Annotated in this window: 26 protein-coding genes; 11 read left to right on the top strand and 15 right to left on the bottom strand. The window is 66.2% G+C overall.

Translation table 11 applies throughout. The features are described 5' to 3' along the window. Nucleotides 1-570, top strand: a complete 570-nt coding sequence (locus FFF93_RS12785) for an adenylate kinase (protein ID WP_186372286.1) — start codon at nucleotides 1-3, stop codon at nucleotides 568-570. Nucleotides 571-678: 108 nt separating this feature from the next. Then, entirely contained in the window at nucleotides 679-1,506 is an 828-nt protein-coding gene (gene map / locus FFF93_RS12780) for a type I methionyl aminopeptidase (RefSeq protein ID WP_138768580.1), read from the top strand. Between the two features lie 85 nt (nucleotides 1,507-1,591). On the opposite strand, the gene FFF93_RS12775 is transcribed toward map, so the two are convergent. The 3 genes from FFF93_RS12775 to FFF93_RS12765 all read right to left on the bottom strand — a co-directional run bounded on the left by FFF93_RS12775 (nucleotide 1,592) and on the right by FFF93_RS12765 (nucleotide 4,903). Then, nucleotides 1,592-2,938 carry an ABC transporter substrate-binding protein gene (locus FFF93_RS12775; protein ID WP_138768581.1) on the bottom strand — a complete coding sequence of 449 codons (1,347 nt, stop codon included), beginning with the start codon at nucleotides 2,936-2,938 and terminating at the stop codon, nucleotides 1,592-1,594. An 85-nt stretch (nucleotides 2,939-3,023) separates the two neighbouring features. Continuing rightward, nucleotides 3,024-3,956, bottom strand: a complete 933-nt coding sequence (locus tag FFF93_RS12770) for a carbohydrate ABC transporter permease (protein WP_138768582.1) — start codon at nucleotides 3,954-3,956, stop codon at nucleotides 3,024-3,026. Further along, nucleotides 3,953-4,903 (bottom strand): carbohydrate ABC transporter permease, encoded by a 951-nt coding sequence (locus tag FFF93_RS12765; protein WP_186372160.1) that lies wholly within the window; start codon nucleotides 4,901-4,903, stop codon nucleotides 3,953-3,955. The genes FFF93_RS12770 and FFF93_RS12765 overlap by 4 nt, the downstream gene beginning before the upstream one ends. A 235-nt stretch (nucleotides 4,904-5,138) precedes the next feature. Between FFF93_RS12765 and FFF93_RS12760 the strand changes: the two genes are divergently transcribed. The 8 genes from FFF93_RS12760 (at nucleotide 5,139) to FFF93_RS12725 (ending at nucleotide 10,501) form a co-directional block, all read left to right on the top strand. Next, nucleotides 5,139-6,194 (top strand): P1 family peptidase, encoded by a 1,056-nt coding sequence (locus tag FFF93_RS12760; protein WP_138768583.1) that lies wholly within the window; start codon nucleotides 5,139-5,141, stop codon nucleotides 6,192-6,194. Between the two features lie 181 nt (nucleotides 6,195-6,375). Continuing rightward, nucleotides 6,376-6,597 (top strand): translation initiation factor IF-1, encoded by a 222-nt coding sequence (gene infA, locus FFF93_RS12755; protein ID WP_009358723.1) that lies wholly within the window; start codon nucleotides 6,376-6,378, stop codon nucleotides 6,595-6,597. Between the two features lie 69 nt (nucleotides 6,598-6,666). Next, complete coding sequence (rpmJ, locus tag FFF93_RS12750; protein ID WP_009358722.1) at nucleotides 6,667-6,780, top strand: 50S ribosomal protein L36; 114 nt, start codon at nucleotides 6,667-6,669, stop codon at nucleotides 6,778-6,780. A 183-nt stretch (nucleotides 6,781-6,963) separates the two neighbouring features. Beyond that, nucleotides 6,964-7,341, top strand: coding sequence for a 30S ribosomal protein S13 (rpsM, locus tag FFF93_RS12745; RefSeq protein WP_011775569.1), 378 nt, complete (start codon nucleotides 6,964-6,966; stop codon nucleotides 7,339-7,341). 45 nt (nucleotides 7,342-7,386) lie between these two features. Continuing rightward, the gene (rpsK, locus tag FFF93_RS12740; RefSeq protein ID WP_018773682.1) at nucleotides 7,387-7,788 is read left to right on the top strand and encodes a 30S ribosomal protein S11; all 402 of its coding nucleotides are present in this window, start codon (nucleotides 7,387-7,389) and stop codon (nucleotides 7,786-7,788) included. Nucleotides 7,789-7,914: 126 nt separating this feature from the next. Next, nucleotides 7,915-8,925, top strand: a complete 1,011-nt coding sequence (locus tag FFF93_RS12735) for a DNA-directed RNA polymerase subunit alpha (protein WP_024366109.1) — start codon at nucleotides 7,915-7,917, stop codon at nucleotides 8,923-8,925. A 75-nt stretch (nucleotides 8,926-9,000) separates the two neighbouring features. After that, nucleotides 9,001-9,579 (top strand): 50S ribosomal protein L17, encoded by a 579-nt coding sequence (rplQ, locus tag FFF93_RS12730; RefSeq protein WP_138768584.1) that lies wholly within the window; start codon nucleotides 9,001-9,003, stop codon nucleotides 9,577-9,579. A 31-nt stretch (nucleotides 9,580-9,610) separates the two neighbouring features. Continuing rightward, nucleotides 9,611-10,501, top strand: coding sequence for a tRNA pseudouridine(38-40) synthase TruA (locus tag FFF93_RS12725; protein WP_186372159.1), 891 nt, complete (start codon nucleotides 9,611-9,613; stop codon nucleotides 10,499-10,501). 10 nt (nucleotides 10,502-10,511) lie between these two features. Here the strand turns inward: FFF93_RS12725 and FFF93_RS12720 are convergent, their stop codons facing one another. Then, complete coding sequence (locus FFF93_RS12720; RefSeq protein ID WP_261375123.1) at nucleotides 10,512-12,194, bottom strand: cell wall metabolism sensor histidine kinase WalK; 1,683 nt, start codon at nucleotides 12,192-12,194, stop codon at nucleotides 10,512-10,514. A gap of 234 nt (nucleotides 12,195-12,428) precedes the next feature. Between FFF93_RS12720 and FFF93_RS12715 the strand changes: the two genes are divergently transcribed. Beyond that, nucleotides 12,429-13,193: a response regulator transcription factor gene (locus FFF93_RS12715; protein ID WP_138768585.1), complete on the top strand. Its 765-nt coding sequence runs from the start codon at nucleotides 12,429-12,431 to the stop codon at nucleotides 13,191-13,193. On the opposite strand, the gene FFF93_RS12710 is transcribed toward FFF93_RS12715, so the two are convergent. The 11 genes from FFF93_RS12710 to FFF93_RS12660 all read right to left on the bottom strand — a co-directional run bounded on the left by FFF93_RS12710 (nucleotide 13,190) and on the right by FFF93_RS12660 (nucleotide 22,275). Beyond that, entirely contained in the window at nucleotides 13,190-13,648 is a 459-nt protein-coding gene (locus tag FFF93_RS12710) for an Hpt domain-containing protein (RefSeq protein WP_138768586.1), read from the bottom strand. The two genes, FFF93_RS12715 and FFF93_RS12710, sit on opposite strands and share 4 nt — an antisense overlap. A 96-nt stretch (nucleotides 13,649-13,744) precedes the next feature. Next, nucleotides 13,745-14,626, bottom strand: a complete 882-nt coding sequence (locus tag FFF93_RS12705; protein WP_138768587.1) for a type II secretion system F family protein — start codon at nucleotides 14,624-14,626, stop codon at nucleotides 13,745-13,747. Nucleotides 14,627-14,633: 7 nt separating this feature from the next. Beyond that, nucleotides 14,634-15,566, bottom strand: a complete 933-nt coding sequence (locus FFF93_RS12700; protein WP_138768588.1) for a type II secretion system F family protein — start codon at nucleotides 15,564-15,566, stop codon at nucleotides 14,634-14,636. A 7-nt stretch (nucleotides 15,567-15,573) separates the two neighbouring features. Next, complete coding sequence (locus FFF93_RS12695; RefSeq protein WP_138768589.1) at nucleotides 15,574-17,100, bottom strand: CpaF family protein; 1,527 nt, start codon at nucleotides 17,098-17,100, stop codon at nucleotides 15,574-15,576. After that, the gene (locus FFF93_RS12690) at nucleotides 17,101-18,294 is read right to left on the bottom strand and encodes an AAA family ATPase (RefSeq protein ID WP_138768590.1); all 1,194 of its coding nucleotides are present in this window, start codon (nucleotides 18,292-18,294) and stop codon (nucleotides 17,101-17,103) included. Beyond that, nucleotides 18,291-19,067 (bottom strand): Flp pilus assembly protein CpaB, encoded by a 777-nt coding sequence (locus FFF93_RS12685; RefSeq protein WP_138768591.1) that lies wholly within the window; start codon nucleotides 19,065-19,067, stop codon nucleotides 18,291-18,293. Before FFF93_RS12685 ends, FFF93_RS12690 begins: the two co-directional genes overlap by 4 nt. Nucleotides 19,068-19,112: 45 nt before the next feature. After that, nucleotides 19,113-20,150, bottom strand: a complete 1,038-nt coding sequence (locus FFF93_RS12680) for a pilus assembly protein TadG-related protein (protein ID WP_315851452.1) — start codon at nucleotides 20,148-20,150, stop codon at nucleotides 19,113-19,115. Next, nucleotides 20,138-20,512 carry a TadE/TadG family type IV pilus assembly protein gene (locus tag FFF93_RS12675; RefSeq protein WP_138768592.1) on the bottom strand — a complete coding sequence of 125 codons (375 nt, stop codon included), beginning with the start codon at nucleotides 20,510-20,512 and terminating at the stop codon, nucleotides 20,138-20,140. The genes FFF93_RS12680 and FFF93_RS12675 overlap by 13 nt, the downstream gene beginning before the upstream one ends. Before the next feature lie 100 nt (nucleotides 20,513-20,612). After that, complete coding sequence (locus FFF93_RS12670) at nucleotides 20,613-20,843, bottom strand: Flp family type IVb pilin (RefSeq protein ID WP_138768593.1); 231 nt, start codon at nucleotides 20,841-20,843, stop codon at nucleotides 20,613-20,615. 59 nt (nucleotides 20,844-20,902) lie between these two features. Beyond that, nucleotides 20,903-21,142 (bottom strand): Flp family type IVb pilin, encoded by a 240-nt coding sequence (locus FFF93_RS12665; protein ID WP_138768594.1) that lies wholly within the window; start codon nucleotides 21,140-21,142, stop codon nucleotides 20,903-20,905. Between the two features lie 251 nt (nucleotides 21,143-21,393). Further along, nucleotides 21,394-22,275, bottom strand: coding sequence for a type II secretion system F family protein (locus FFF93_RS12660; RefSeq protein WP_138768595.1), 882 nt, complete (start codon nucleotides 22,273-22,275; stop codon nucleotides 21,394-21,396).

Below are 22,275 nucleotides of genomic sequence, written 5' to 3'. Positions count from 1 at the left end.
ATGTTGATTATCGGACCTCCCGGTTCTGGCAAGGGGACGCAGGCGGAACGCATTTCGGAGCGCCTCGGCGTTGTTGCGATTTCCACCGGAGACATTTTCCGTGCCAACGTCAAGGGTGAGACGCCGCTCGGCATCGAAGCCAAGAAGTTCATGGACGCGGGCGACTTCGTCCCGGACAGCGTCACCAACAAGATGGTCCGGGACCGCCTCACTGAGGACGACGTCGAAGCAGGCTTCCTGCTCGACGGCTACCCGCGGACCACCGCGCAGGTGGACTACCTCGACGCGATCCTTGCGGACGGCGAGCAGAAGCTCGACGTCGTCCTGCAGCTCACGGCCGACGACGAGGAACTCGTCAAGCGCCTGCTGGGCCGCGCCAAGGACACCGGCCGCAGCGATGACAACGAAGCCGTCATCCGCCACCGGCTGGACCTCTACCACGGCCAGACGGAGGCTGTGGTCGCCAAGTACGCCGACCGCGGCATCCTCACCCAGGTGGACGGCATCGGCGGCATCGACGAGGTTACCGACCGCGTCATGCAGGCCATCAAGGCGGCTCAGTCCGCCTAATCCGGGCCCGTAACCATTGAGGCTCCTCCCGCAGCGTCGGGAGGAGCCTCAGGCATTTCCCCGCGCAGCCCTTCCCGGGCAGCCGGAACCACCGAAAGGACGCTGAGGATGGCATTCGGCCAGACCCGCATTGAATACAAGACCAACGCCCAGATGCGGACCATGCAGGAAGCCGGACTGGTCCTCAGCCGGGCCCTGGACGCCGCCGTCGCGGCCGCCGTTCCCGGCGTCACCACCCGGGACCTGGACGCCGTGTTCGCCGGCGTGCTGCAGGAGGCAGGGGCGAAGTCCAACTTCCTGGGCTACCACGGCTTCCCGGCCACCATCTGCACGTCCGTGAACGAGGAAGTGGTGCACGGCATCCCGGGCGACCGCGTCCTGCAGGACGGGGACATCATCTCGATCGACGGCGGCGCGATCGTGGACGGCTGGCACTCGGACTCGGCCCGGACCGTCATCGTGGGCACGGCCGACCCCGAGGACCAGCGGCTCTCGGACGTCACCGAGGCGGCCATGTGGCACGGCATCGCTGCGCTGGCCACCGGCAAGTTCGTTGGCGACATCGGCAACGCCGTGGACGACTACGTCTCCTCGGTCCCCGGCAAGCCGCTCGGCATCCTGGAGGACTACGTAGGACACGGGATTGGCTCGGAGATGCACATGGCCCCGGACGTGCTGAACTACCGCACCGGGCACCGAGGGGCCAAGATCCGCCCGGGGCTGTGCCTGGCCATCGAGCCCATGCTGGTCCGCGGCAGCATTGACACCGCCGTGCTGGAGGACGACTGGACGGTCGTCACCACTGACGGCAAACGCTCCTGCCAGTGGGAGCACTCCGTTGCGGTCCACGAGAAGGGCATCTGGGTGCTCTCCGCCCCCGACGGGGGAGCCGCGAAGCTGGCGCCGCTCGGCGTCGTGCCTGTCCCGATTCCCTAAGTCCCCTTAAAGCCAAGTAGCTCGCATTTGTTGTCGTTCCGAGCGTTCGAAACGACAACACATGCGAGCTACGTTGGTTTAAGGCCTAGCTCTTCAGCTTGGGCTTCACGTCCTTGGTGTAGATGCCCTCCAGGGTGCCCTTGAGCTCGGTCATGGTGGCCTTGACGTCGCCCTGCTGGGTGAGGATCTTCGCGGCCGCCTTGGCCATTTCCTGGTCGGCGCCCGGCAGGAACACGCGGGCGTTGTCCTGGACATGGGTGACAGCGAGCTGGTCCATGGCCGTCTTGATCTGCGGCGTCTTGGCCAGCACGGCACCCATGTCAGCCGAAGTGCGCGTCGGCATGTAGCCGGTGGCTGCCGAGAACGCCGCCGTGCTCTCCGGCTCCGTCATGAACTTCAGGAAGGTCGCAGCCGCGAGCTGGACTTCCTTGCTCACGCCGCTGGGGATGCCGAGTCCGGCGCCGCCGGTGGGGCAGACGCCGGTGTCCTTCTTGGGGCCGCCCGGCAGGAAGCCGACGCCCACGTTGAATTTCGCGGACTTCAGCACCCCGAGCAGGTCGCCGGTGGACGAGATCGTGGCGGAGGCAATCCCGGCGGCAAAGTCGTCGGCGGCGTTCTTGGAGGAGACGCCCGCCCACTTGTCCTTGTAGACGGAATCCTGTGCCCACTGCAGCGCTGCCACGGATTCGGCGGAGTCGCAATTGATGTCCCAGCCGTTGGACCAGCTGCCGCCCCAGCCCCACAGGTTGTTCTGGAGCGTCCAGCCGGCGTAGCCGGCCAGGGCCGGGTACATGTAGGCGTAGCTGGCGCCGGAAGCGGCCTTGAGCTTGGGAGCCCACTCGCCGAACTCCTGCCAGGTCTTCGGCGCGCGGTCCGGCAGGCCGGCAGCCTTGAAGTGGTCCTTGTTGTAGTAGAAGAGTGGGGTGGAACGGCCGTAGGGGAGGGCCCACTGCTTGTCGGCGTACTGGTAGTCGGCCACGAGGGACTTCTGGAAGTCGTCGAGCTTGAAGTCCAACTGCTTGATCAGCCCGTCCAGCGGGATGATGTTGCCGTTGGTGTAGTACCGGAACCACCACACATCCGAGAGCACAACCAGTCCGGGGAGTGCGGACTTGGCAGCCTGTGAGGTCTGGAACTTCTGCGCGATTTCCTCGTAGTTGGCGCCGGCGGTCACCAGGTTGACCTTGATGTCCGGGTACTTCGCCTGGAACTTGTCGATGATGGCCTTTTCCACGTCCTGGGACTTGCCCGGGTGGCTGGTCCAGAAATCGAACGAACCGGCCGGCTTCACGCCGTTGAAGTCGATGTCGGACGCGCCGCTGGTGGCGCCACCTCCGCTGGTCGACGGTCCTCCGCAGGCAGCCAGCGCTGCTGCGCCGGCGCTGGCGCCGGCCAGTCCAAGGAAGTTTCTGCGGTCAAGGTTCATGGCCATAGTGGGTCCTCTCAAAAGAAGTTTTGACTCGGGTCGATGCTGTGGTGGAGACGGGTGGAGCTAGTGGATTTTGCGCTGTCAGGTGTTATCCGGTGACGCTGCCCTGGGTGAGGCCAGCGACGATGTAGCGCTGCAAGGCGGCGAAGACCAGGAGAATCGGAACGATCACCAGCATTGCGCCGGCCATCAGGATGCCCCAGCCGGCGCCGTTTCCTTCGGAGTTCTGCAGCAGGGTCAGGCCGACCGGCAGGGTCATGGTTTCGGGACGGTCGGTGATGATTAGCGGCCAGATGTAGTCGTTCCACTCGCTGACCACCGTCACGAGGGCCACGGTGGCAATGGACGGCAGGGACACCGGCGCGACAACCTGCCAGAGGCGGCGCCAGTGCCCGGCGCCGTCGATCTCGGCGGCTTCCAGGATGGAGGCGGGCAGGGTCATGAAGTGCTGCCGCAGCAGGAAGGTGCCGAAGGCCGTGCCCAGGCCCGGAAGAATGATGCCCCAGAGCGTGTTTTTCCCGCCGATGCCCGCGATCAGGATGTAGTTCGGCAGGATCGATACCTGGGGCGGCACCATGAGGGCCACGAGGATCACCACGAAGATGACGTTCTTGAACGGGAAGCGCACAAAGACCAGTGCGTACGCCGTCAGGATGGCGAGGATGACTTTCACGGTGGAGCCGACGGTGGTGACGATCAGGCTGTTCAGGAAGAACTGGCCGAAAGGCACGGTGGTCATGGCGGTGCGGTAGTTGTCGAGGTTGAGGCTCTCCGGCAGGATCTTCAGATCCGTGGTGACGATCTCGCCGGGCTGCTTGAACGAGCTCAGCAGCATCCACAGCAGGGGCACGACCACCACGAGGGTGGCGAGGATCAGCGGGACGTAGCCGCCTGCGATGGTCTGGACCAGGTTGGCGCGGGAGAACGGCCGGTTGCGCTGCAGCGGGACCTCCGGACCGCCGTCGGGAGCGTACCCGGTGCCTGCGGCGGGGTCGGGACTGACAGGGGAGAGAGTGCTCACGAGTAGTGCACCTTCCGTTCGACGAACCGCAGTTGCAGCACGGTGATGATAAGCAGGATGGCGAAAAGGACCACGGAGATCGACGCCGAGTATCCTGCCCGGTTGTAGGCGCCGAACGCCTGCAGATACGCCTCGTAAATCAGGGTGGACGTGCCGTTGCCCAGCGGGGTCATGATCCGGATCAGGTCGAAGGCCTGCAAGGAGCTGAGCATCGTGGTGATCAGCAGGAAGAAGGTGGTGGGGGAGAGCAGCGGGACGGACATGCTGATGAAGCGGCGGAAGCCGTTCGCACCATCCAGCGAGGCCGCTTCCATCACGTCCTTCGGGAGCGACTGGAGGCCCGCGAGGTAGACCACGGCGCAGTACCCGAGGTTCTTCCAGATGTAAACGATGATCACCATGACCAGGGACAGCTGCGGGTCGTTGATCCACTGCGGGCTCTGCTGGCCGATCCCTCGCAGCAGCCAGGACAGCACCCCGTAGCCCGGGTCGAAGATGAACAGCCAGACGAGGCCGACGCCGACCCCGCTGAGCACGTAGGGGGCGAAGACGGCGGACCGTGCGAAGGTGGTGCCCCGGACCTTGGAGTTCAGTGCGAGGGCCACCAGCAGCCCGAGGACCATGGAGCCGCCGACCGTGACGACGGTAAAGATCGCCGTCGTCCCCAGGACCGTTGGGGCGTCCGTACTGGTGAAGAAGTTGATGTAGTTGTCGAAGCCGACCACTGTGGCGTTGGCAGAGCCCAGCGTCCAGTCCAGCGTCGAATAGTAGATGTTGTTGATCAGCGGGAGATAGGTGAACACCGCGATCAAAGCCAGATTTGGCAGGGCCAGCGCCAAGAACACGATGAAGTCCCTGCGGGTCCGGGCGGACCAGCGTCCCCTGCGCTGGTCCGGTGTGACGGTCCGGGCGGTAGCCACTGGACGGTCAGTCAATTGTCTAGTCATAGGGGTCTCTAACGGATCCAGGCCTGCCGATGGCAGGCGGTTGGGCGGGGGATCAACAACACTTCACCACACAGTTGGTGGGCGGAACCCCGCACAAGGCCTTCTCAGAGCTTTGTTTTGCCAGGCTTCCTTGCCCGTTTACCTCTTGTTGGTTGCAGTATTCCACAACGTTCGTTTCCGCGCGGGGAGATCGCGGCAAACGGAGTTCCGGGCGGCGCGGGCGCACAATGGAGCCATGACTGCGATTACGGACGTCCCCGGCATTCGCGTGGGCCATGCGTCCCGGACCGGGGAGGGGTGGCTGAGCGGCGTCACCGTGGTGCTCCCGCCGCCGGGCACGGTTGGCTCGGTTGATGTCCGGGGCGGCGGTCCCGGCACACACGAGACCGACGCGCTGGACCCCACCACGCTGAGCGCCGCCGTCGACGCCGTGGTCCTCACCGGCGGCAGTGCCTTTGGCCTGGCAACCGCCCACGGCGCCCAGCGCTGGTGCGAGGAGCAGGGCCGGGGCTTCGCCGTTCCCGGCGGCGTGGTGCCGATCGTTCCCGCGGCCGCCATTTTCGACCTGGGCCGCGGCGGGGACTTCGCCGCACGCCCCGATGAGGCCATGGGCTACGCGGCAACCGCCGACGCCGCCACCCGCAAGGACGGGCACGACGTCGAACGCGGCAACGTCGGCGCCGGCACGGGAGCGGCCATCGGCCGGGGCCAGTTCAAGGGCGGAATAGGGACTGCCTCGATCACTTTAAACAACATCTCCGCGGACGGCCCGGTGGTCGTCGGAGCGATAGCGGTAGTCAACGCCTTAGGACTGCCGTTCGACGCCTCGACCGCGACTGCCGATCAGAGCGCGGAACCGGAGCGGGCGGCACAGCCGGAACCCGGAAGCGTGCGTCTAAGCGAGGAACGAGCGAGCACGCGGAGGGTTTCGGATGCGCCGCCGGCCGAGCCAGATCCGCCGCCCCTCAACACGACCCTCATCGTCGTCGCCACCAATGCCATCCTGGACAAGGCCGAATGCAAACGCACGGCCTCGGCAGCGCACGCAGGCCTCGCCCGGGCCCTGAACCCCAGCCACACGCTGGCCGACGGCGATACGGTGTTCGCGCTGGCCACGGGCGCCGTCGGGCTGGACCGGAGTACCGAAGCAGCGCGGCAGGTGAGCCTGATTACGCTGCAGAGCGCGGCGGCCGACGTCGTCCGGCTGGCCATTCTGGACGGGATCGCGGCGGCGGCGGCAGTGGAGACGCCGGCGGGGCGATTTCGTGCATACGGGGACGGAGTGCGCTAGCATGGCTGGATTTAACATTCGGCCCGAAATGCCGTAGTGTTGACTGTTGGTTGTCTGCCCTGTTGTGCCCTTTTGAGGCTCAAGGGCTGTAGGCAAGCATGCAAAACAAGCAATTAAAATCGTCCGCAGTGATCGCCGGTGCAAGCCGGAGGGGCTGCGGCAACAACAGTTAGCGGAGGGTATGGCCAAGAAGGACGGGGTCATTGAGATCGAGGGCGTTGTGACTGAGGCGCTGCCTAACGCGATGTTTCGCGTTGAGCTCACCAACAAGCACATCGTTCTGGCACACATCTCTGGAAAGATGCGTCAGCACTACATCAGGATTCTCCCTGAGGACCGGGTAGTGGTGGAGCTGAGCCCGTACGACCTGACACGTGGTCGTATCGTCTACCGCTACAAGTAAACACTGGGCGGCCAAGGCAATAGCCTCGGGCCGGTCCAGCTGACCAACTGCAACACGCAAAGGAACGCCATGAAGGTCAAGCCGAGCGTCAAGCAGATCTGCGAAAAGTGCAAAGTGATCCGCCGTAATGGCCGGGTCATGGTGATCTGCGAGAACCCGCGCCACAAGCAGCGCCAGGGCTAATTTCCTTCACAGGAAATCCTGGGTTGCTAACCCACGCAAGTAAATAAAAGGCAGCACAAGCTGATCTGGGACATTGAGCAGTAACGAGTCCGGACAGCTAACCCCCGGTCGGAGGCTGGGGCCGTACGGATTGTACGGGTGTACTGCCTACGACCTCCGGTTTATTCAAGGAGCACTGCCACTATGGCTCGTCTCGCTGGCGTAGACATTCCCCGCGAAAAGCGGTTGGAAATTGCGCTTACTTACATCTACGGCGTGGGCAAGACCCGTGCACACGAAACCCTGGCTGCCACCGGCATCAGCGCTGACGTTCGGGTCAAGGACCTGACCGACGCTGAGCTGGTCCAGCTGCGTGACTACATTGAAGGCAACTACAAGGTTGAGGGTGACCTTCGCCGCGAGGTAGCCGCCGACATCCGCCGCAAGGTTGAGATCGGCAGCTACGAAGGCCTGCGTCACCGCAAGGGCCTGCCCGTACGCGGTCAGCGTACGAAGACCAACGCCCGTACCCGCAAGGGTCCGAAGCGTACCGTCGCCGGCAAGAAGAAGGCCGGACGCTAAAAATAGCGTTCTCCCTTCCCCCAATAACTTTCTGTAGGAGAAATAATGCCCCCGAAGACTCGTGGCGCGGTTCGCAAGCCGCGTAAGAAGGACAAGAAGAATATCGCGCTGGGCCAGGCGCACATCAAGAGCACCTTTAACAACACCATCGTTTCCATCACGGACCCGAACGGTGCTGTCATCTCCTGGGCTTCGTCCGGTGAGGTTGGCTTCAAGGGCTCCCGTAAGTCCACCCCGTTCGCAGCCCAGATGGCCGCCGAAGCCGCCGCGAAGCGTGCGCAGGAGCACGGCATGCGCAAGGTTGACGTATTCGTCAAGGGACCGGGATCCGGACGCGAGACCGCCATCCGTTCACTGCAGGCCGCTGGCCTCGAGGTTGGATCCATCCAGGATGTAACCCCCAGCGCGCACAACGGCTGCCGCCCGCCGAAGCGCCGCCGCGTCTAAGTCTTAGCCGGAGCTTGCCCGGACCCTTGCCGGTCCGGGCAAGCCCAGCCGCGTTAAGTCTTCAGACCGATCTTTCCACCACCTGTGTTGCGTCATATAGCGGATGCTCGCCGAAAGGAAACCTAAGTGCTCATTGCACAGCGCCCCACCCTCTCCGAAGAGGTCGTCTCCGATAACCGCTCCCGTTTCATCATTGAACCGCTGGAGCCGGGCTTCGGTTACACCCTCGGAAACTCCCTCCGCCGTACCCTGCTCTCCTCCATCCCCGGTGCCTCTGTAACGAGCATCCGGATCGATGGCGTGCTGCACGAGTTCACCACGGTTCCGGGTGTCAAGGAAGATGTCACCGAGATCATCCTGAACATCAAGAACCTGTCGGTCTCCTCCGAGCACGACGAGCCGGTTGTTGCTTACCTGCGCAAGCAGGGCCCGGGAGTCGTCACCGCCGCGGACATCGCTCCGCCGGCCGGCGTCGAATTCCACAACCCGGATCTGCACATTGCCACGCTGAACTCGAAGGGTAAGTTCGAGCTCGAACTGACCATCGAGCGCGGCCGCGGCTACGTTTCGGCAGCTCAGAACAAGTCCGGCGACTCCGAGATCGGCCGCATCCCGGTCGACTCGATCTACTCGCCGGTGCTGAAGGTTACTTTCCGCGTGGAAGCTACCCGTGTTGAGCAGCGCACCGACTTCGACAAGCTGATTGTCGACGTCGAGACCAAGCAGGCCATCGCCCCGCGCGATGCGGTTGCTTCGGCCGGTACCACCCTGGTGGAACTGTTCGGTCTGGCCCGCGAGCTGAACACCGCAGCTGAAGGTATCGAGATTGGCCCGTCGCCGACGGATGCTGCCCTGGCAGCAGACATGGCTCTGCCGATCGAGGATCTGGACCTCACCGTCCGTTCCTACAACTGCCTCAAGCGTGAGGGCATCCACACCGTGGGTGAACTCGTTGCCCGCTCCGAGGCTGACCTGATGGACATCCGTAACTTCGGTGCGAAGTCCATTGATGAGGTCAAGGCGAAGCTCGTTGAACTGGGTCTGTCCCTCAAGGACTCCCCTCCCGGTTTCGATCTCGCAGCCCGCGCCGCAGCCATCGAAGAGGACGACGCCGCTTTCAGCGACGACGAGCTCTAAAACAGATCTTGGCCAGCAGGCTGGACGCACCGCAGCGTGCGCAGCCCGCCGGCTTCCATATGAGGAGAAACTATAATGCCTACCCCCGCTAAGGGTCCGCGCCTCGGAGGCGGAGCGGCTCACGAGCGTCTTATGCTCGCGAACCTGTCCGCCGCACTGTTCGAGCACAAGCGGATCACCACCACGGTGACCAAGGCCAAGCGCCTGAAGCCGTACGCCGAGCGCCTGGTGACCTTCGCCAAGCGCGGTGACCTCGCTTCCCGCCGTCGTGTACTCGGCCTGATCAGCAACAAGGGCATCGTCCACGAGCTGTTCACCGACATTGCACAGGCAGTGGAGAACCGCGACGGCGGCTACACCCGCATCACCAAGATCGGCAACCGCAAGGGCGACAACGCTCCCATGGCTGTCATCGAACTGGTGCTCGAGCCGGTTTCCGCCAAGCAGGCCGTGGTAGCCGAGGCTACTTCCGCTGCGAAGCGCGACGCCGAGAAGAAGGACGCCGACAAGGCTGAAGCAGCTCCGGTCGCCGAGACCGAAGCAGCTGAAACCGAAGAGGCTCCCGCGGCTGAGGTTGCAGAAACCGAAGCAGCCGAGACCGAAGAGGCTCCGGCCGCTGAGGAAGCTGCCAAGGCCGAGAAGGACGCGAAGTAATTCGCTAAACCCTTCTTATAGACTTGAGTCTATGAACGAGCTCAAACCCGCTGCCCCCGTTTTGGGGGGCGGCGGGTTTTTGCGTATCCGGCTGGACCTTTCCTACGACGGCGGGCCGTTCAACGGCTGGGCGTTGCAGCCCGGGCTCCGAACCGTGCAGGGTGTGCTGGAGGAGGCCCTCGCGCTGCTGATCCGCCGCCCGGTCCGGGTCACCGTGGCAGGCCGCACTGACGCAGGGGTGCATGCCAGGGGGCAGGTGGTGCATCTGGACCTGAGCGAGGCTGAGTGGCGCGGGCTGAACCGCGGTGCCGAAGTCGACCCATCGGCCGCCCTGTTGCGGCGGCTCCGCGGTGCACTGAGCCGTGGGCTGGGCGAACTCAGCGGGGCCATCGAGGTGCACCACGCCGCACTCGCCCCGGCTGGCTTCGACGCACGGTTCTCGGCGCTCTGGCGGCGCTACAGCTACCGGATCGCTGACGGCCCGGCCCGCTGGGATCCGCTGGGCCGGTACTCGACGCTCTGGCACAAGCAGCGCCTCGACACGGCGCTGCTCAACGAGGGCGCCGCCCGGCTCCTGGGCCTGCAGGACTTCCGCTCCTACTGCAAGCCCCGCGAGGGCGCCACGACCATCCGGGAACTGCAGCGTTTTGAGTTCACCCGCGGCGCCGACGGCGTTATTGTCGCCACCGTCCAGGCAGACGCCTTCTGCCACAACATGGTCCGCTCACTCGTGGGATCCGCGCTCTATGTGGGGGCCGGGGAGGAACAGCCCGGCTGGCTGTACGAGCGACTGATCGCCCGGCAGCGCGACGCGCGGTCCGTCCTCGCGGCCCCGCACCCGCTCGTGCTGGAAGAGGTGGCCTACCCGTCGCCCAGCGGGCTATTGGCCCGGGCCGAGCTGACACGCGCCCGGCGCGAGTAGGCCCGGCCGACTAGAAAGCCGCCGGGTGGCCGTCCGCCGGGAGCTCCACGGTAAACGTGCTGCCGCGGCCGGGGAAGGTGCTGCACGTGATCGAGCCGCCGTGCCCTTCCACAATCGCCTTGGTGATGGACAGTCCGAGTCCGGCCCCGGGGATCGACCCGTCCCGCACAGCCGGGCTCCGGAAGAAGCGGGTGAATACCCTGGCTGCGTCGGCGGCGGTCATTCCGATGCCGCTGTCCGCCACCTGCAACAGCACCCGGCCGCCCTCGGTCCGGGCCGAGACCGTCACGGCCCCGCCGTCCGGTGAATATTTGATGGCGTTGGAGACGAGGTTGTCCAGCGCCTGGCCGATGCGCAGCGGGTCCACATTTGCCCACAGCGGGGCCGGAACGTCCATCCCCAGCGAGACCCGGGAGGCCTGAGCGTGGGCCTGTGCGGAGCCCAGGCTCGCCTCCACGAGGCCGGCCAGGTCGGTCTTCCGCGGGTGGACCTGGACCGCGGAGTTGGCGGACATCAGCAGGTCCGAGACCAGCGCGAGCAAACGCTCGGCGTTGCGCTGCGCGACCTCGATCCGTCGCAGCACCGGCAGGGGCAAATCCTCGCCCAGCACCAGGTCCAGGTTGCCGATGATCGACGTCAGCGGGGTCCGGAATTCGTGCGAGACGGTGGCGACCACGTCCTCCTTGGCCGCCAGGGCGTTCACCAGTCCGGTCACCTCGTTGTAGACGACGACGGCGCCGCGGAACTCGCCGTCGTCGTTCTTCAGCGGACCGGCCCCGGTGGACACCACGCGGCTGCCGGGCGCCTCCCCAAAGCAGACCAGGTGGTCCGCGAAGGATTCACCGGCCAGCGCCCGACGCAGCGGTCGCCGTCCGGGCGGGATTGGCGTGGACTGGTCCCGGCCCGTCAGCAGGAGCTGCTCTTCCCATTCCGGGTCCGCGGGGCCGGCGCCACTGGGCGGCGCCGCGGACGCCTCCAGCCGGGCCTGCCAGCTGTTGGTCAGCAACCGCCGTCCGTCCGCCCCGATGGCCACGATGCCGACGTCGACGGTGTCCAGGATGGTGTTCAGGAGCCGTTCACGCTCCCTGCTTTCCGCCAGGAGGGCCTGGAGCTCCGCCTCCTTGGACTCGACTCTGCGCTGCTGGCGGCGCAACTGCGCCCTGGCGAACTGCATGGCCAGCGAGACGGCGAGGGTCATCAGGGCCAGAAGCGACACCGTGGCGATGCGCCCCGGACTGTCGTCGACACCGCCGGCGAAGAACCAGGGCACGCCTGCGAGCAGCGGCCCGAAGAAGCTGAGGGAGACAATGGCGGCGGGCGCGAGCCGCGAAGCGGAGATCCAGACGACAGGCAGCACGGAGAGCACCCCGAGGCCCGGGAGCTCCTCTGCGGCAGCGACCCGGCTCAGCCCGATCGCGGCCAGGTCCAGGACCGGAATTACGAGGGAAGCCAGCGGCCCGAACCGTTGCCACGGCACGAGGAGGCAGGCAAGGAAAAGCGCTGCATGGAGGGCCAGGGCGGCCTGGCCCCAGGCGCTGGCGAGATGGAGGTTCCAAGCGGCCGGCGCAGCGGCGACGCCGGCGGCCAGCAGTACGGTGAGGGGCAGTTGGCTTGCCAGCACGCGGGCGCGCGGATGCAGGGCGCCGAAGTGCCGGTCGACGCCCACGCTACGGACCAGCCGCCGTTCACTCAAAGACTCGTGCCCCTTCCTCGCAACTGGAGTTTACATTGCTGTCACACTAACTTGACACAAAACCCATGATTGTTGGCCGTGTTACTGCGCCGGTGCCCCAAATCGACGCCCGGGATGGGTATTGTGGCAGGACATGCGTACCCCGTCGCCCTGCGGCGGGGCGTGGGCAGCCGGGGCATGGGGCCCCGGTTTGTAACGGCGCTGTAGCTGAATAGCATCGGATGTGAGGGTGGCATGACTGACCTTGGGGTGGCCGTCGTTGTTGAGGACGACGCGGATGTGCGCAACCTCGTGGAGGCCGTGCTCCGGCAGGCGGGCTTCGAGGTGCATTCGGCCGCCGAGGGCCGGGAGGGTGTCGAGGTTGTCCGTCACCGGGAAGCGAATGTGGTCACGCTGGACGTTGGCCTGCCCGATATCGACGGCTATGAGGTGCTGCGCCGGATCCGGCAGTTCAGCGACGCGTACATTGTGATGCTGACCGCCCGGACCGATGAACTCGACACGCTGACGGCGCTGCACACCGGAGCCGACGACTTCCTGACCAAGCCCTTCCGGCCCCGTGAGCTGCGTGCCCGGGTGGCGGCGATGATGCGCCGCCCGCGGCACGACGGCCAGGGCGTGGTGACCCTGGCCGCGGCGCGGCCCGCCGTCGCTCCTGAGGTTTCCGACAACGTGCTGCGGCACAACGGCCTGGCCCTGAACCCGGAGATGCGCTCGGTGACGGTGGACGGGGAGCCGCTCGCCCTGACCCGCAGCGAGTTCGACCTCCTGCAGGCGCTCCTGCGGGGTGCCGGCGCCGTGAAGTCCAAGACCGAGCTGGTGCGCGTGGTGCGCGGGGAGTACTACCGGGCCGATGCCTACATCAGCGAGTCCGATGAACGGGCCGTTGAGGTGCACATCGGCAACCTGCGCCGGAAACTCCGGGAAGATCCGGTGCAGCCGCGGTGGCTCCAGACGGTGCGCGGCGTGGGCTACCGGCTGGCGCCTGCCCGTTCCTAGCGGTCCCAGAGAATGTAGCTGAACTGGAGCTCGTCCACAGTTGCGTTGCCGCGCGCGGCGACGTCGTCCAGACGGGACGCTGCCTGCGCCAGGCTGCCCGCCCGGATGACTTCTTCAAGCTCGGCAGCGAGCTCGGCCAGGCGCAGGCCCCCGACCATCGACGAGGACGTCTTGAGGCTGAGCACGGCGTCCAGCGCCGCTGCCTGGTCGCGGCGGTCCAGGGAGGTGGCCAGGGCGTCGTAGCGCTGGTCCCACATCTGCGCGTAGTCGCGGGCGAAGCCCTTGGCGACGGCGGCACTGTTCAGCTGCTCGCCCAGGTCCTGCAGGGCGGTCGGGTCCACCAGCGGCGCCGCGCCGGAATCCGGTGCCGCCGTTATGGCTCCGCCGGCGGGGGCATCACCGGCGGCCAGGGGGCCCGTTTTCCCGTCGTCGGGGCAGGCAGCTAAAAGAGACATGGCACTACGGTACTAGGTGTCCGGACCGGTGTCGGAGGCGGCGGGGTATCCTGCGGAAACCTTGCGGCTATCCTTGTGCCGCCCCGGCGGCGTCCTTCAGTGGCCACTGAAAGTCTCGATGGCGTTGATCACGGCGGGTCCCAGGATGGCGATAAAGAGCACCGGAAAAATGAAGAACAGCAGCGGGAACAGAATGGTGACCGGCAGTTTCATGGCCTTCTCCTCGGCCCGCTGGCGGCGCTTGACGCGCATCACCTTGGCCTGGATCCGGAGTACCCGGCTGATCGCAATGCCGTAGGTGTCGGCCTGCACCACGGCCTGGACGAAGCTGCGCAGCTCAGGGATGTTGGTCCGCTCCGCCAGGGCCTGGTATGACTCGCGGCGGCTGCGCCCCACCTGCATGTCCTGGAGGGTGCGGACCAGTTCCTCGGCGAGCGGGCCCTTGCCGTTTTCCCCGGCCCGGGCCATGGCGCCTTCGAAGCCGAGTCCGGCCTCTACCGAGATGAGCATCTGGTCCAGCGTGTTGGCCAGTTCCAGTTGCATGATCTTCTGGCGCTCCTGGCCCTTGCTGTACAGGAGCAGGTCCGGGATGAAGTAGCCCAGCAGCATCACGAACAGCCCGACCAGCTTCAGGACCGGCGCCGGCGTGCTGGCGAGCCACAGGCCCAGGAGGGCGCCAACCAGTCCAAGCAGCGGTTTGGCCGCCAGGACGCGCCCCAACGGGAGCGAGGCCGGGCGGCCGGCCAGGGAGAGCAGCCGGTCAAGTTTCCGGACGTAGGCCGCGGGCGTCAGCCGGTGGCCAAGCCGCTCCAGCAGCGCCGCCTGGTGCGGTCCGGCTGACTCGGCCGGCCCGGAGCCCAGCGAGAGCATGTCCCGGATGGCGCGCTGGGATTTCCGGTCCACGGACAGGAACGACCACGCCAGGTAGGCCAACGGACAGCAGATCAGCAGTAGTGAGCTAAGGATCAGGGGACTCATCGGGGCCTCAGAACTTCAAATCGATGATCTTGCGCATCCACAGACCACCAATGGTCATCAGGATCACGGAGGCCGCGATCATGGCCCAGCCCAGCGGATTGGTGAACATGACGTTCATGTAGCCGGGGTTGACCAGCATCAGCATCAGCACGATGCCGATCGGCATGGCCATCAGGATGTACGCGGAGAACTTTCCCTCGGCCGCGAGGGACTTGATGTGGCCCTTGATCTCGGCGCGCTCACGGATGGTCTCGTTCACCTGGTCCAGTACCTCGGCCAGGTTGCCGCCCACCTCGCGGTTGATCTGGATGGCCTGCGCGATCCAGACAAAGTCCTCGCTGCGCATCCGGTCCGCAGTGTCACTGAGCGAGGCCAGCAGATCGCGCCCGAGCGACGTTTCGGTGATGACGCGGCGCATTTCCTCCGCGGTAGGGCTCTGCGATTCACTGCCGGCGGCGTCAATGGCCCGCAGGATGCTGTGCCCGGCCCGCAGGCCCCCGGAGAGCAGCTGCAGGGTATCGCCCAGCTGGTCATCGAATTTCGCGCGGCGTTTGCCGGTCAGAAAGGTGAGCACCAGATGCCCGGCGACGGGGGCGAGGACGACGAGCAGGATGGCCAGCAGGGGTCCGCCCACAACCAAGCCGGCAAGGGCACCCACGAACGCGCCGACGGCCAGCAGGACGTAGAAGTCGCCCTGGCCCATACGCAGCCCCGCTTGTTCCAGGGCGTCCCGGTTGAAGAGCCGGACTTTCCGCTGCGCGAAGAAGCCTTCCGCCAGATTGACGGCGGAACCGGCGAACCGGCTGAGCGAGGAATCCGGGGCCGCCTGGACCGGGCGCCGTCGGTCCAGCGGAACGCGAACGGCCCCCGGCGAGAGGAACACTGTCGCCAGCAGGAGGACGGCAGTGACGAGGAAAGCGACGCCAAAAGTCAGGGTCATGGCCGGGTCACGCCTTCCCGGCCTGAGCCAGGGGAGCGGCGAAGACGCCGGGGGACACGAAAATCCCCATGTCCTCGAAGCGGTCGATGAAGCGGGGCCGGATGCCTGTGGCCACCGGCTTGCCGAGGAACCGGCCGTGGGCGTCCACCCCGGCGGAGTAGTCGAAGATGAAGGCGTCCTGGAGGGTGACAATGTCGCCCTCCATCCCCTGCACCTCCGTGACATGGGTGATGCGGCGGGTCCCGTCGCGTAGGCGGGAGATTTGCACGATCAGGTTCACGGCGGAGGCGATCTGCTCCCGGATGGCGCGCAGGGGCAGGTCCATGCCGGCCATCAGGACCAGCGTCTCCAGGCGGGCGACGGCGTCGCGCGGCGAGTTGGAGTGGACCGTCGAGAGTGACCCGTCGTGGCCGGTGTTCATGGCCTGGAGCATGTCGAGGGATTCGCCGCCGCGGACCTCGCCGACCACAATGCGGTCCGGCCGCATACGCAGCGAGTTGCGCAGCAGGTCGCGGATGGTGACCTCGCCCTTGCCCTCGGTGTTGGGCGGCCGGCTTTCCAGGCGCACGACGTGCTCCTGCTGGATCTGCAGTTCCACCGCGTCCTCGATGGTAACGATGCGCTCGTCGTGCGGCAGGAAGGAGGAGAGGACATTGAGCAGCGTGGTCTTGCCCGTACCGGTGCCGCCGGAGACGATGATGTTCAGTTTGGCCCGGACACAGGCGTTCAGCAGCTCCGCCATCTCCGGGGTCAGCGTGCCGAAGTCGATCAGGTTGCGGACCGTGAGGGGCACCTTGCTGAACTTTCGGATGGTCAGCGAGGAGCCGCCGACCGCCAGCGGGGGGATAACGGCGTTGACGCGGGAGCCGTCCTCGAGCCGCGCGTCCACCAGCGGGGACGACTCGTCGATGCGGCGGCCCACCTTCGAGACGATCCGCTCGATCACCTTGCGCAGGTGCTCCTCGGAGCTGAAGCGCGAATCGGTGAGGGTCAGCTGGCCCTTCCGCTCGACGTAGATCTGGTCCATCCGGTTGACCATGATCTCGGTGACCGCCGGGTCGTCGAGCAGCCGCTGGAGCGGGCCGTAGCCCAGCACGTCGTCGGCGACATCACGGACCAGGCGGGTGCGTTCCTCGGTGGACAGCGGCACCTGTTCGGCATCGACGATGCGGGTCAGTTCGTCGCGCGCGGTGGCGCGCAGCTCATCCTCCTTGACCGCCGAATCACTGAAGCGCGTACCCATCCGCTCGAACAGGGCGGTGGCGGCGCGTTCCTTGAGTGCGGCAAAGGCATCAACGGGCTGCTGGCCCTTGGTCCGGGCGGTGTCCGGGTGTTCCGCAAACGCCGGAGCAGCCGCCGCGGCGAGGCGGGACGGCTCAGGGCGTGACGGTTCGGGACGGGCTGGTTCGGGGCGGGCCGGCGCACTCACGGGGCGGGCGGCCGCGGCGGGGGACAGTGTGGCGGTCGACGACGACGGCGCCGGGGCCGGCCGCGGGCCGGCTTCCGCCGCGGACAGGCGCTCGGAGAGCTTCATCTAGACCACCACCCGTCGGTGCAGTTTCTTCTGGGCGGTCGCCCGCCAGGCCGGATCGAAGCGGGTCACCAGCTGGCGAAGGCCCTTCACCGCAGGGTCCTTGCGGGCGTCCTGCAGGACCGGGATCCCGCGGTTCGTGGAGTACGCCACCGCCTTGGACCGCGGAATGCTGATATCGACCGGGGCGCCGATGGTGGCCTCGACGTCCTGGACGCTGAGCCCGGACTTGGAATCGGCCATGTTCAGGACCACGTGCCGGGTCTCCGGAAGGAGGTCCAGCCGACGCAGGATTTCCAGGCCGGAGCGGAGCCCGCGGATGCTGGGAACGTCCATGGCGCTGACCCAGACGACGTCGGTGCACTGCTCCATCGCGGCCAGGCCAACCTCGGGCAAGCCGGGGGCGGTGTCTATCACGACGTACTGGAATTGTTCCGCTAGCTGCTCGATCAGCCGGCTGACCTGCTGGGGCGTGATGTCGTCGGCTTCCACCGGGGTCCGGGGGGCGCAGAGAGCGTAGATGCTGCTGGGGTGGACCGTGAGGAAGGCCTTGAGGACCAGCGAGTCCTGGCTTGCCGATGCCGACACGGCGTCGGTGACGGTGTGCTCCGGGTTCAGGTACAAACCGGACGCGACGTCGCCGAACTGAAGGTCCAGGTCCACGATGACGACGCCCATCGGGGCGACCCGGCCCAGCCCGATGGCGATGTTGGTGGCGATGGTGGTTTTGCCGACGCCGCCCTTGGGGGAGAAGACGCCGATCACGAGCCCTCGGGGCCTGCTGTCCGGCTGCTGAACGGCGGTTGTGCGGTTACGGCTGGCGAACGACTGGCAGGCCCGTTCCAGCAGCACCCGGATCTGCGCCGGATCCGCCGCGGGGCTGAGGATGTCACGGATGCCGGCGCGCATAGCCAGCAGAACGAAGTCCGGGTCGGCCTCCGCGACCAGGATGACGCTCAGCTCCGGCAGTTGCACGTCGAAGACGGTCGCGAGCCGGAGCGCGTCCTCGACGGGGACATCCGGACCAAGGATCAGCACCTCGGGACGTTCTTGGTTGAGGTTGGCGAACAGCTCGCCCGGGTCCGCCGGGTTGACGAAGGCAAAGGTCTGGACGCCGCCGGGCAGGCCGCCCGCGACGGCCTGCCGTACCCGTGCGTCGAAGTCGGTGTTGGGGGTGATCAGGACAAAGCGGCTCACTTGTAGACCTCCGGCTTGGTCATGATTCCAGGGCGGCCACTGTCTGTGGCATCAAGGGGTTCCCGGCTCAACCAGATACTCGCGCCTTCGGTGAAATTCGAGGCATAGACAATCTTTGTGGCCTCGACGTCGTTGACCGCCACGGTCACGATCATTGAACCGACCGGCAGTGAGGTGTCCGCGCTCGGCGCCGCCGGGCCGCTCGGCGAGGGCTGCGGGCTGGGCGTGGTGACAGGAGCGCGCTGCACCGCCGTGACCAAGGCCTTGTGGACCGTCAGCTGGGTGGTCTCTTTGTCGCTCTTGCCCTCGATTCCGCCGTTCTTCAGGTTGATGAAGACCCCGACGTGGTCGCCGGCCGCAATGCGGCCGCCAACGACGCGCTGCGGTTCGAGCTGGAAGGAAACTTCCTGCAGGCCCTTGGGAATGTCCACCGTGCCGCTGGTCTTGAGCTCAGCAGGTTCGACCAGCCGCTCGGCGACGAGCTGCTCGCCGGGCAGCAGTGCGACGGCGGTGACCTTCCCGGCCAGACCGTCGAGGTTTTTCAGTGCCGTCTTGGAGACTGCCTTGCCGGGAAGTTCCTGGCTGGTGACGAAGGCTGTCAGCGTGGCCACCGGGGTGCCGGCGGGGATGGCCTTCTGTACCACCAGCACGCTGACCGGTTCCAGGTTCTGCACCGCCCGGCTGTCGGCGCCCTGGGCGTAGCTGACGACGAGGATGGCTCCGACGATGGCCAGCACGACGGCGGCCAGTCCTGCCAATAAGCGTGACTTCAAAAAACTGCTCCTGAACCGGTGAGGGGGATTGCGGGGTACAAAGTGCTACTGGGTGAGGCGGACGATTGTGGCGCCGTTGGTGTCGACTGGACCCAGGGTGAAGCCATCCGCCAGGGAAACGTATTTGATGAAGCTGCCGATGATGCCGCGGCAGTTGCCGTCGCAGGCCACGGCCGCGGTGACGGTCGGCGTCGTATTTTGGAAGGTGTCCGGGAGCGTACTGTTGCCGCTGAATTTCCAGCCCTTGACCTTGAACGCGGCGAACGTCGTCAGGCCGTAGATGGCGCTGTTGCCGGTGCCGGTGACGCGGTTGAAAACGGGAAGCAAAACGACCACCTCCTTGCCGGCGGTGATGTCGGCGGCCCAGCTGTTCAGCGTGGCGGCGCAAATGGCCGGGGAGCTGTTGCCCGGATCGCTCCCGCCCTCGGCGAGGGCAAGATCGATGAGCCCGCCGCACACACCAGGATCGCTGACCAGCCAGCCAAAACCGCCCTCCACGGCAGCTCCGGAGGGTCCGTAGTTGCAGTCCGCGTTGGCGTTGCTGCCGTGGTTTTGCAGCAGTTGCAGCGTGCCGTCGACGTGTCCCTGCACTTGGCAGATCGAGAATGCGACCGGGAAGGCCGTCGGGCCCTTGACCGGGCTGCCCCAGGTGACGCTCGACGTGGCCGAGACCTCGGTGGAGTTATAGCCGAGGGCGCGGGCCAAAAACAATGAAACCTGGTTGGGCGCCTTGCCCGCTTCCTGGGATCCGGCGGCGACTGTGACAGTGCGGTTTGTCTTGTCCAACAGCAGCGACTTGATATTGCTTAACCCGTCGCCGGCATTGCCGTTAGCCAGCCCCTGTGCCAGCGCCGAAGTGGCGGAACACTCGACGTCGTTAATGTCCTTGGCACATTTTTGCGCGACGGCCAGCGCGGCGGCGTCGGAACCGTTACGAAGCTGGGTCCGCTCGGCGTACAGCATGCCAACGTCGACAGCCAGCGCGCCGAAACCCAGCAGAACCACCATCAGGATGGCGACCATGATGGCGATCCCGCCGCGCTCGCGGTTCGCGCCACGGACCGGATCAGCTAACCTCCGCACAGCATGACTCCTTTGCCTTCCATCGGGAACGGCCCGGCAATGCCGGTCATGGTGGAGAGCGTGTAGGTGATCTTGACCGTGACCTGCGCACCGGACGTACAGGGCGTGGGGCTGATGGTGATGTTGGTATCGGCCAGGGCGGGCTGCAACGCGGCGGCGGCATTTTTCACAGCCGTTTTCGCGGCGTTGGTGTTGTTATTGATGGCCATTACCCGGACGCCCTCGCGGGCAGCGCTGGAGAGCGAGATCTGTACGTTGTAGGCGCGGCCGAATTCCATGATGCCCAGCAGGATCATGACCAGGACGGGGGCCAGCAGGGCGAACTCCACTGCGACGGCACCCCGTTCGCTTGCTTTGGACATGGGGACCGCCTTCCTGCCGTGGAGAATCGGAGATGCCAGTGTGGCGGCGGCTAACGCCGCCGCCACACTTTCAGGGGCGCCGTGCGCCTTGGAATAGCCCTTACTTGGGTGTGCAGGTGGCCTTGCCCGCGTCCGCGCCGGCAGCGTAGGTGCCGCCACTGACCGAGCACTGAACTTGGGTGAACGTGTCCTTCAGGGTGCCGCCGAGCATCGTGACGGCGACGATGATCACGACGGCGATGAGGGAGACCATGATGCCGTACTCAACGGCGGTGGCGCCGCGCTGGTCGCGGCGCAGACGGGCAGCAAGGCTGCTAAAGAACGAACGCACGGGTGCCTCCTGGGCAGTGGGTGCGGCCCGGGGTGGGCCTGAGACGAACGGTCGGAAGACTACTTGGAGCACTTACCATCGGTAGTGACGCCGCCTGTGGTGCTGGCTGCCGTGTAGGCGCCGCCCTTGACGCTGCACTGGACCGAGTTGAAGGTTTCCTTCAGAGTGCCGCCGAGCATGGTGACGGCGACGATGATGACCACGGCGATGAGGGAGACCATGATGCCGTATTCGACGGCGGTGGCGCCGCGCTGGTCGCGGCGAAGGCGGGCTGCGATATTGGAGAAGTAGGAACGCATTGGTGACTCCTGAGCGAGTTGGGCGGCTGGCCCTGCACCAGCACTGAGAGGAACTTAGCAAGCGCCGACACGCCGTGAATCCGACTTGGGAACATCCTGTGCCAAGACTTCCCATACTGCCCATTTCCTGTACGTTCCCTGCGCGGAACCTGCGCCAGGGGCTGGGCCGGCCACGCAAAAGGGGACCCCCCTCAGCTCTGGGTTCCAAGGGGGGTCCGGTCTTGGGGGCGGCCCGATACCGGGCCGCGAGGTTACTTCTTGGCGAAAAGTTCCATGATGCTCATCACTGTCGGTCCCAGTACCACGATGAACAGCGTGGGCAGGATGGAGAAGATGAGCGGAAAGAGCATCTTGACCGGCATCTTCATGGCGTGCTCCTCCGCCCGCTGGCGCCTCTTGACCCGCATGTCCTTCGCCTGCGAGTTCAACACATTCGCGATGGCGATGCCGTAGGCGTCGGCCTGGACCACAGCCCGGACGAAGGACCGCAGGTCCGGTACGTCCACGCGCTGGGCCATGGCCAGGTAGGCGTCCTTGCGCGAGCGGCCCACTTGGATGTCCTGCAGGGTCCGGATGAGTTCCTCGGCCAGGGGGCCCTTGCCGTTCTGGCCCGCACGGGCCATGGCAGTTTCGAAACCCAGGCCGGCCTGGACCGAGATGAGCATCTGGTCCAAGGTGTCCGGCAGTTCCAATTTGATCTTCTCGCGCCGCTTCTGGGCGTTGTTCCGGATCAAGATGTCGGGCACGAAGTAGGCAAGCGCCGTGACGCCCACCATGAGGAGGACGTTGGTTGTCGTGGGGCTTCCCGCGACAAGGAAGACGCCCATCACGGCCCCGGCCAGGGCCAGCAGCGGCTTGACCATGATGACGCGGCCCAGCGGCCAGTCCTTCGGCCGACCTGCACCGGCGAGCTGCTTGTCCAGCCAGGCCGTGTAGCCCTTCGGGGTGACCTTGCGGCTCAGGGCCGCGAGCTGGCCGGTGGCGGACAACACGGAGCCGGCGGCCTCAGGGCGCCGGCCGAGGTTGGCCTGGATATTACGGAACCCGGCCCGGTCGCCGGTGAAGGCGAGCCAAGTCATGATCGAGAGCGGGGCGATGACCGCCAGGATTGCAGCGTAGGCAATAGTTTGCAC

The sequence above is a fragment of the Arthrobacter sp. KBS0702 genome (genome assembly GCF_005937985.2).
GTDB lineage: Bacteria > Actinomycetota > Actinomycetes > Actinomycetales > Micrococcaceae > Arthrobacter.
This window is presented reverse-complemented; position numbering and strand designations above follow the sequence as displayed.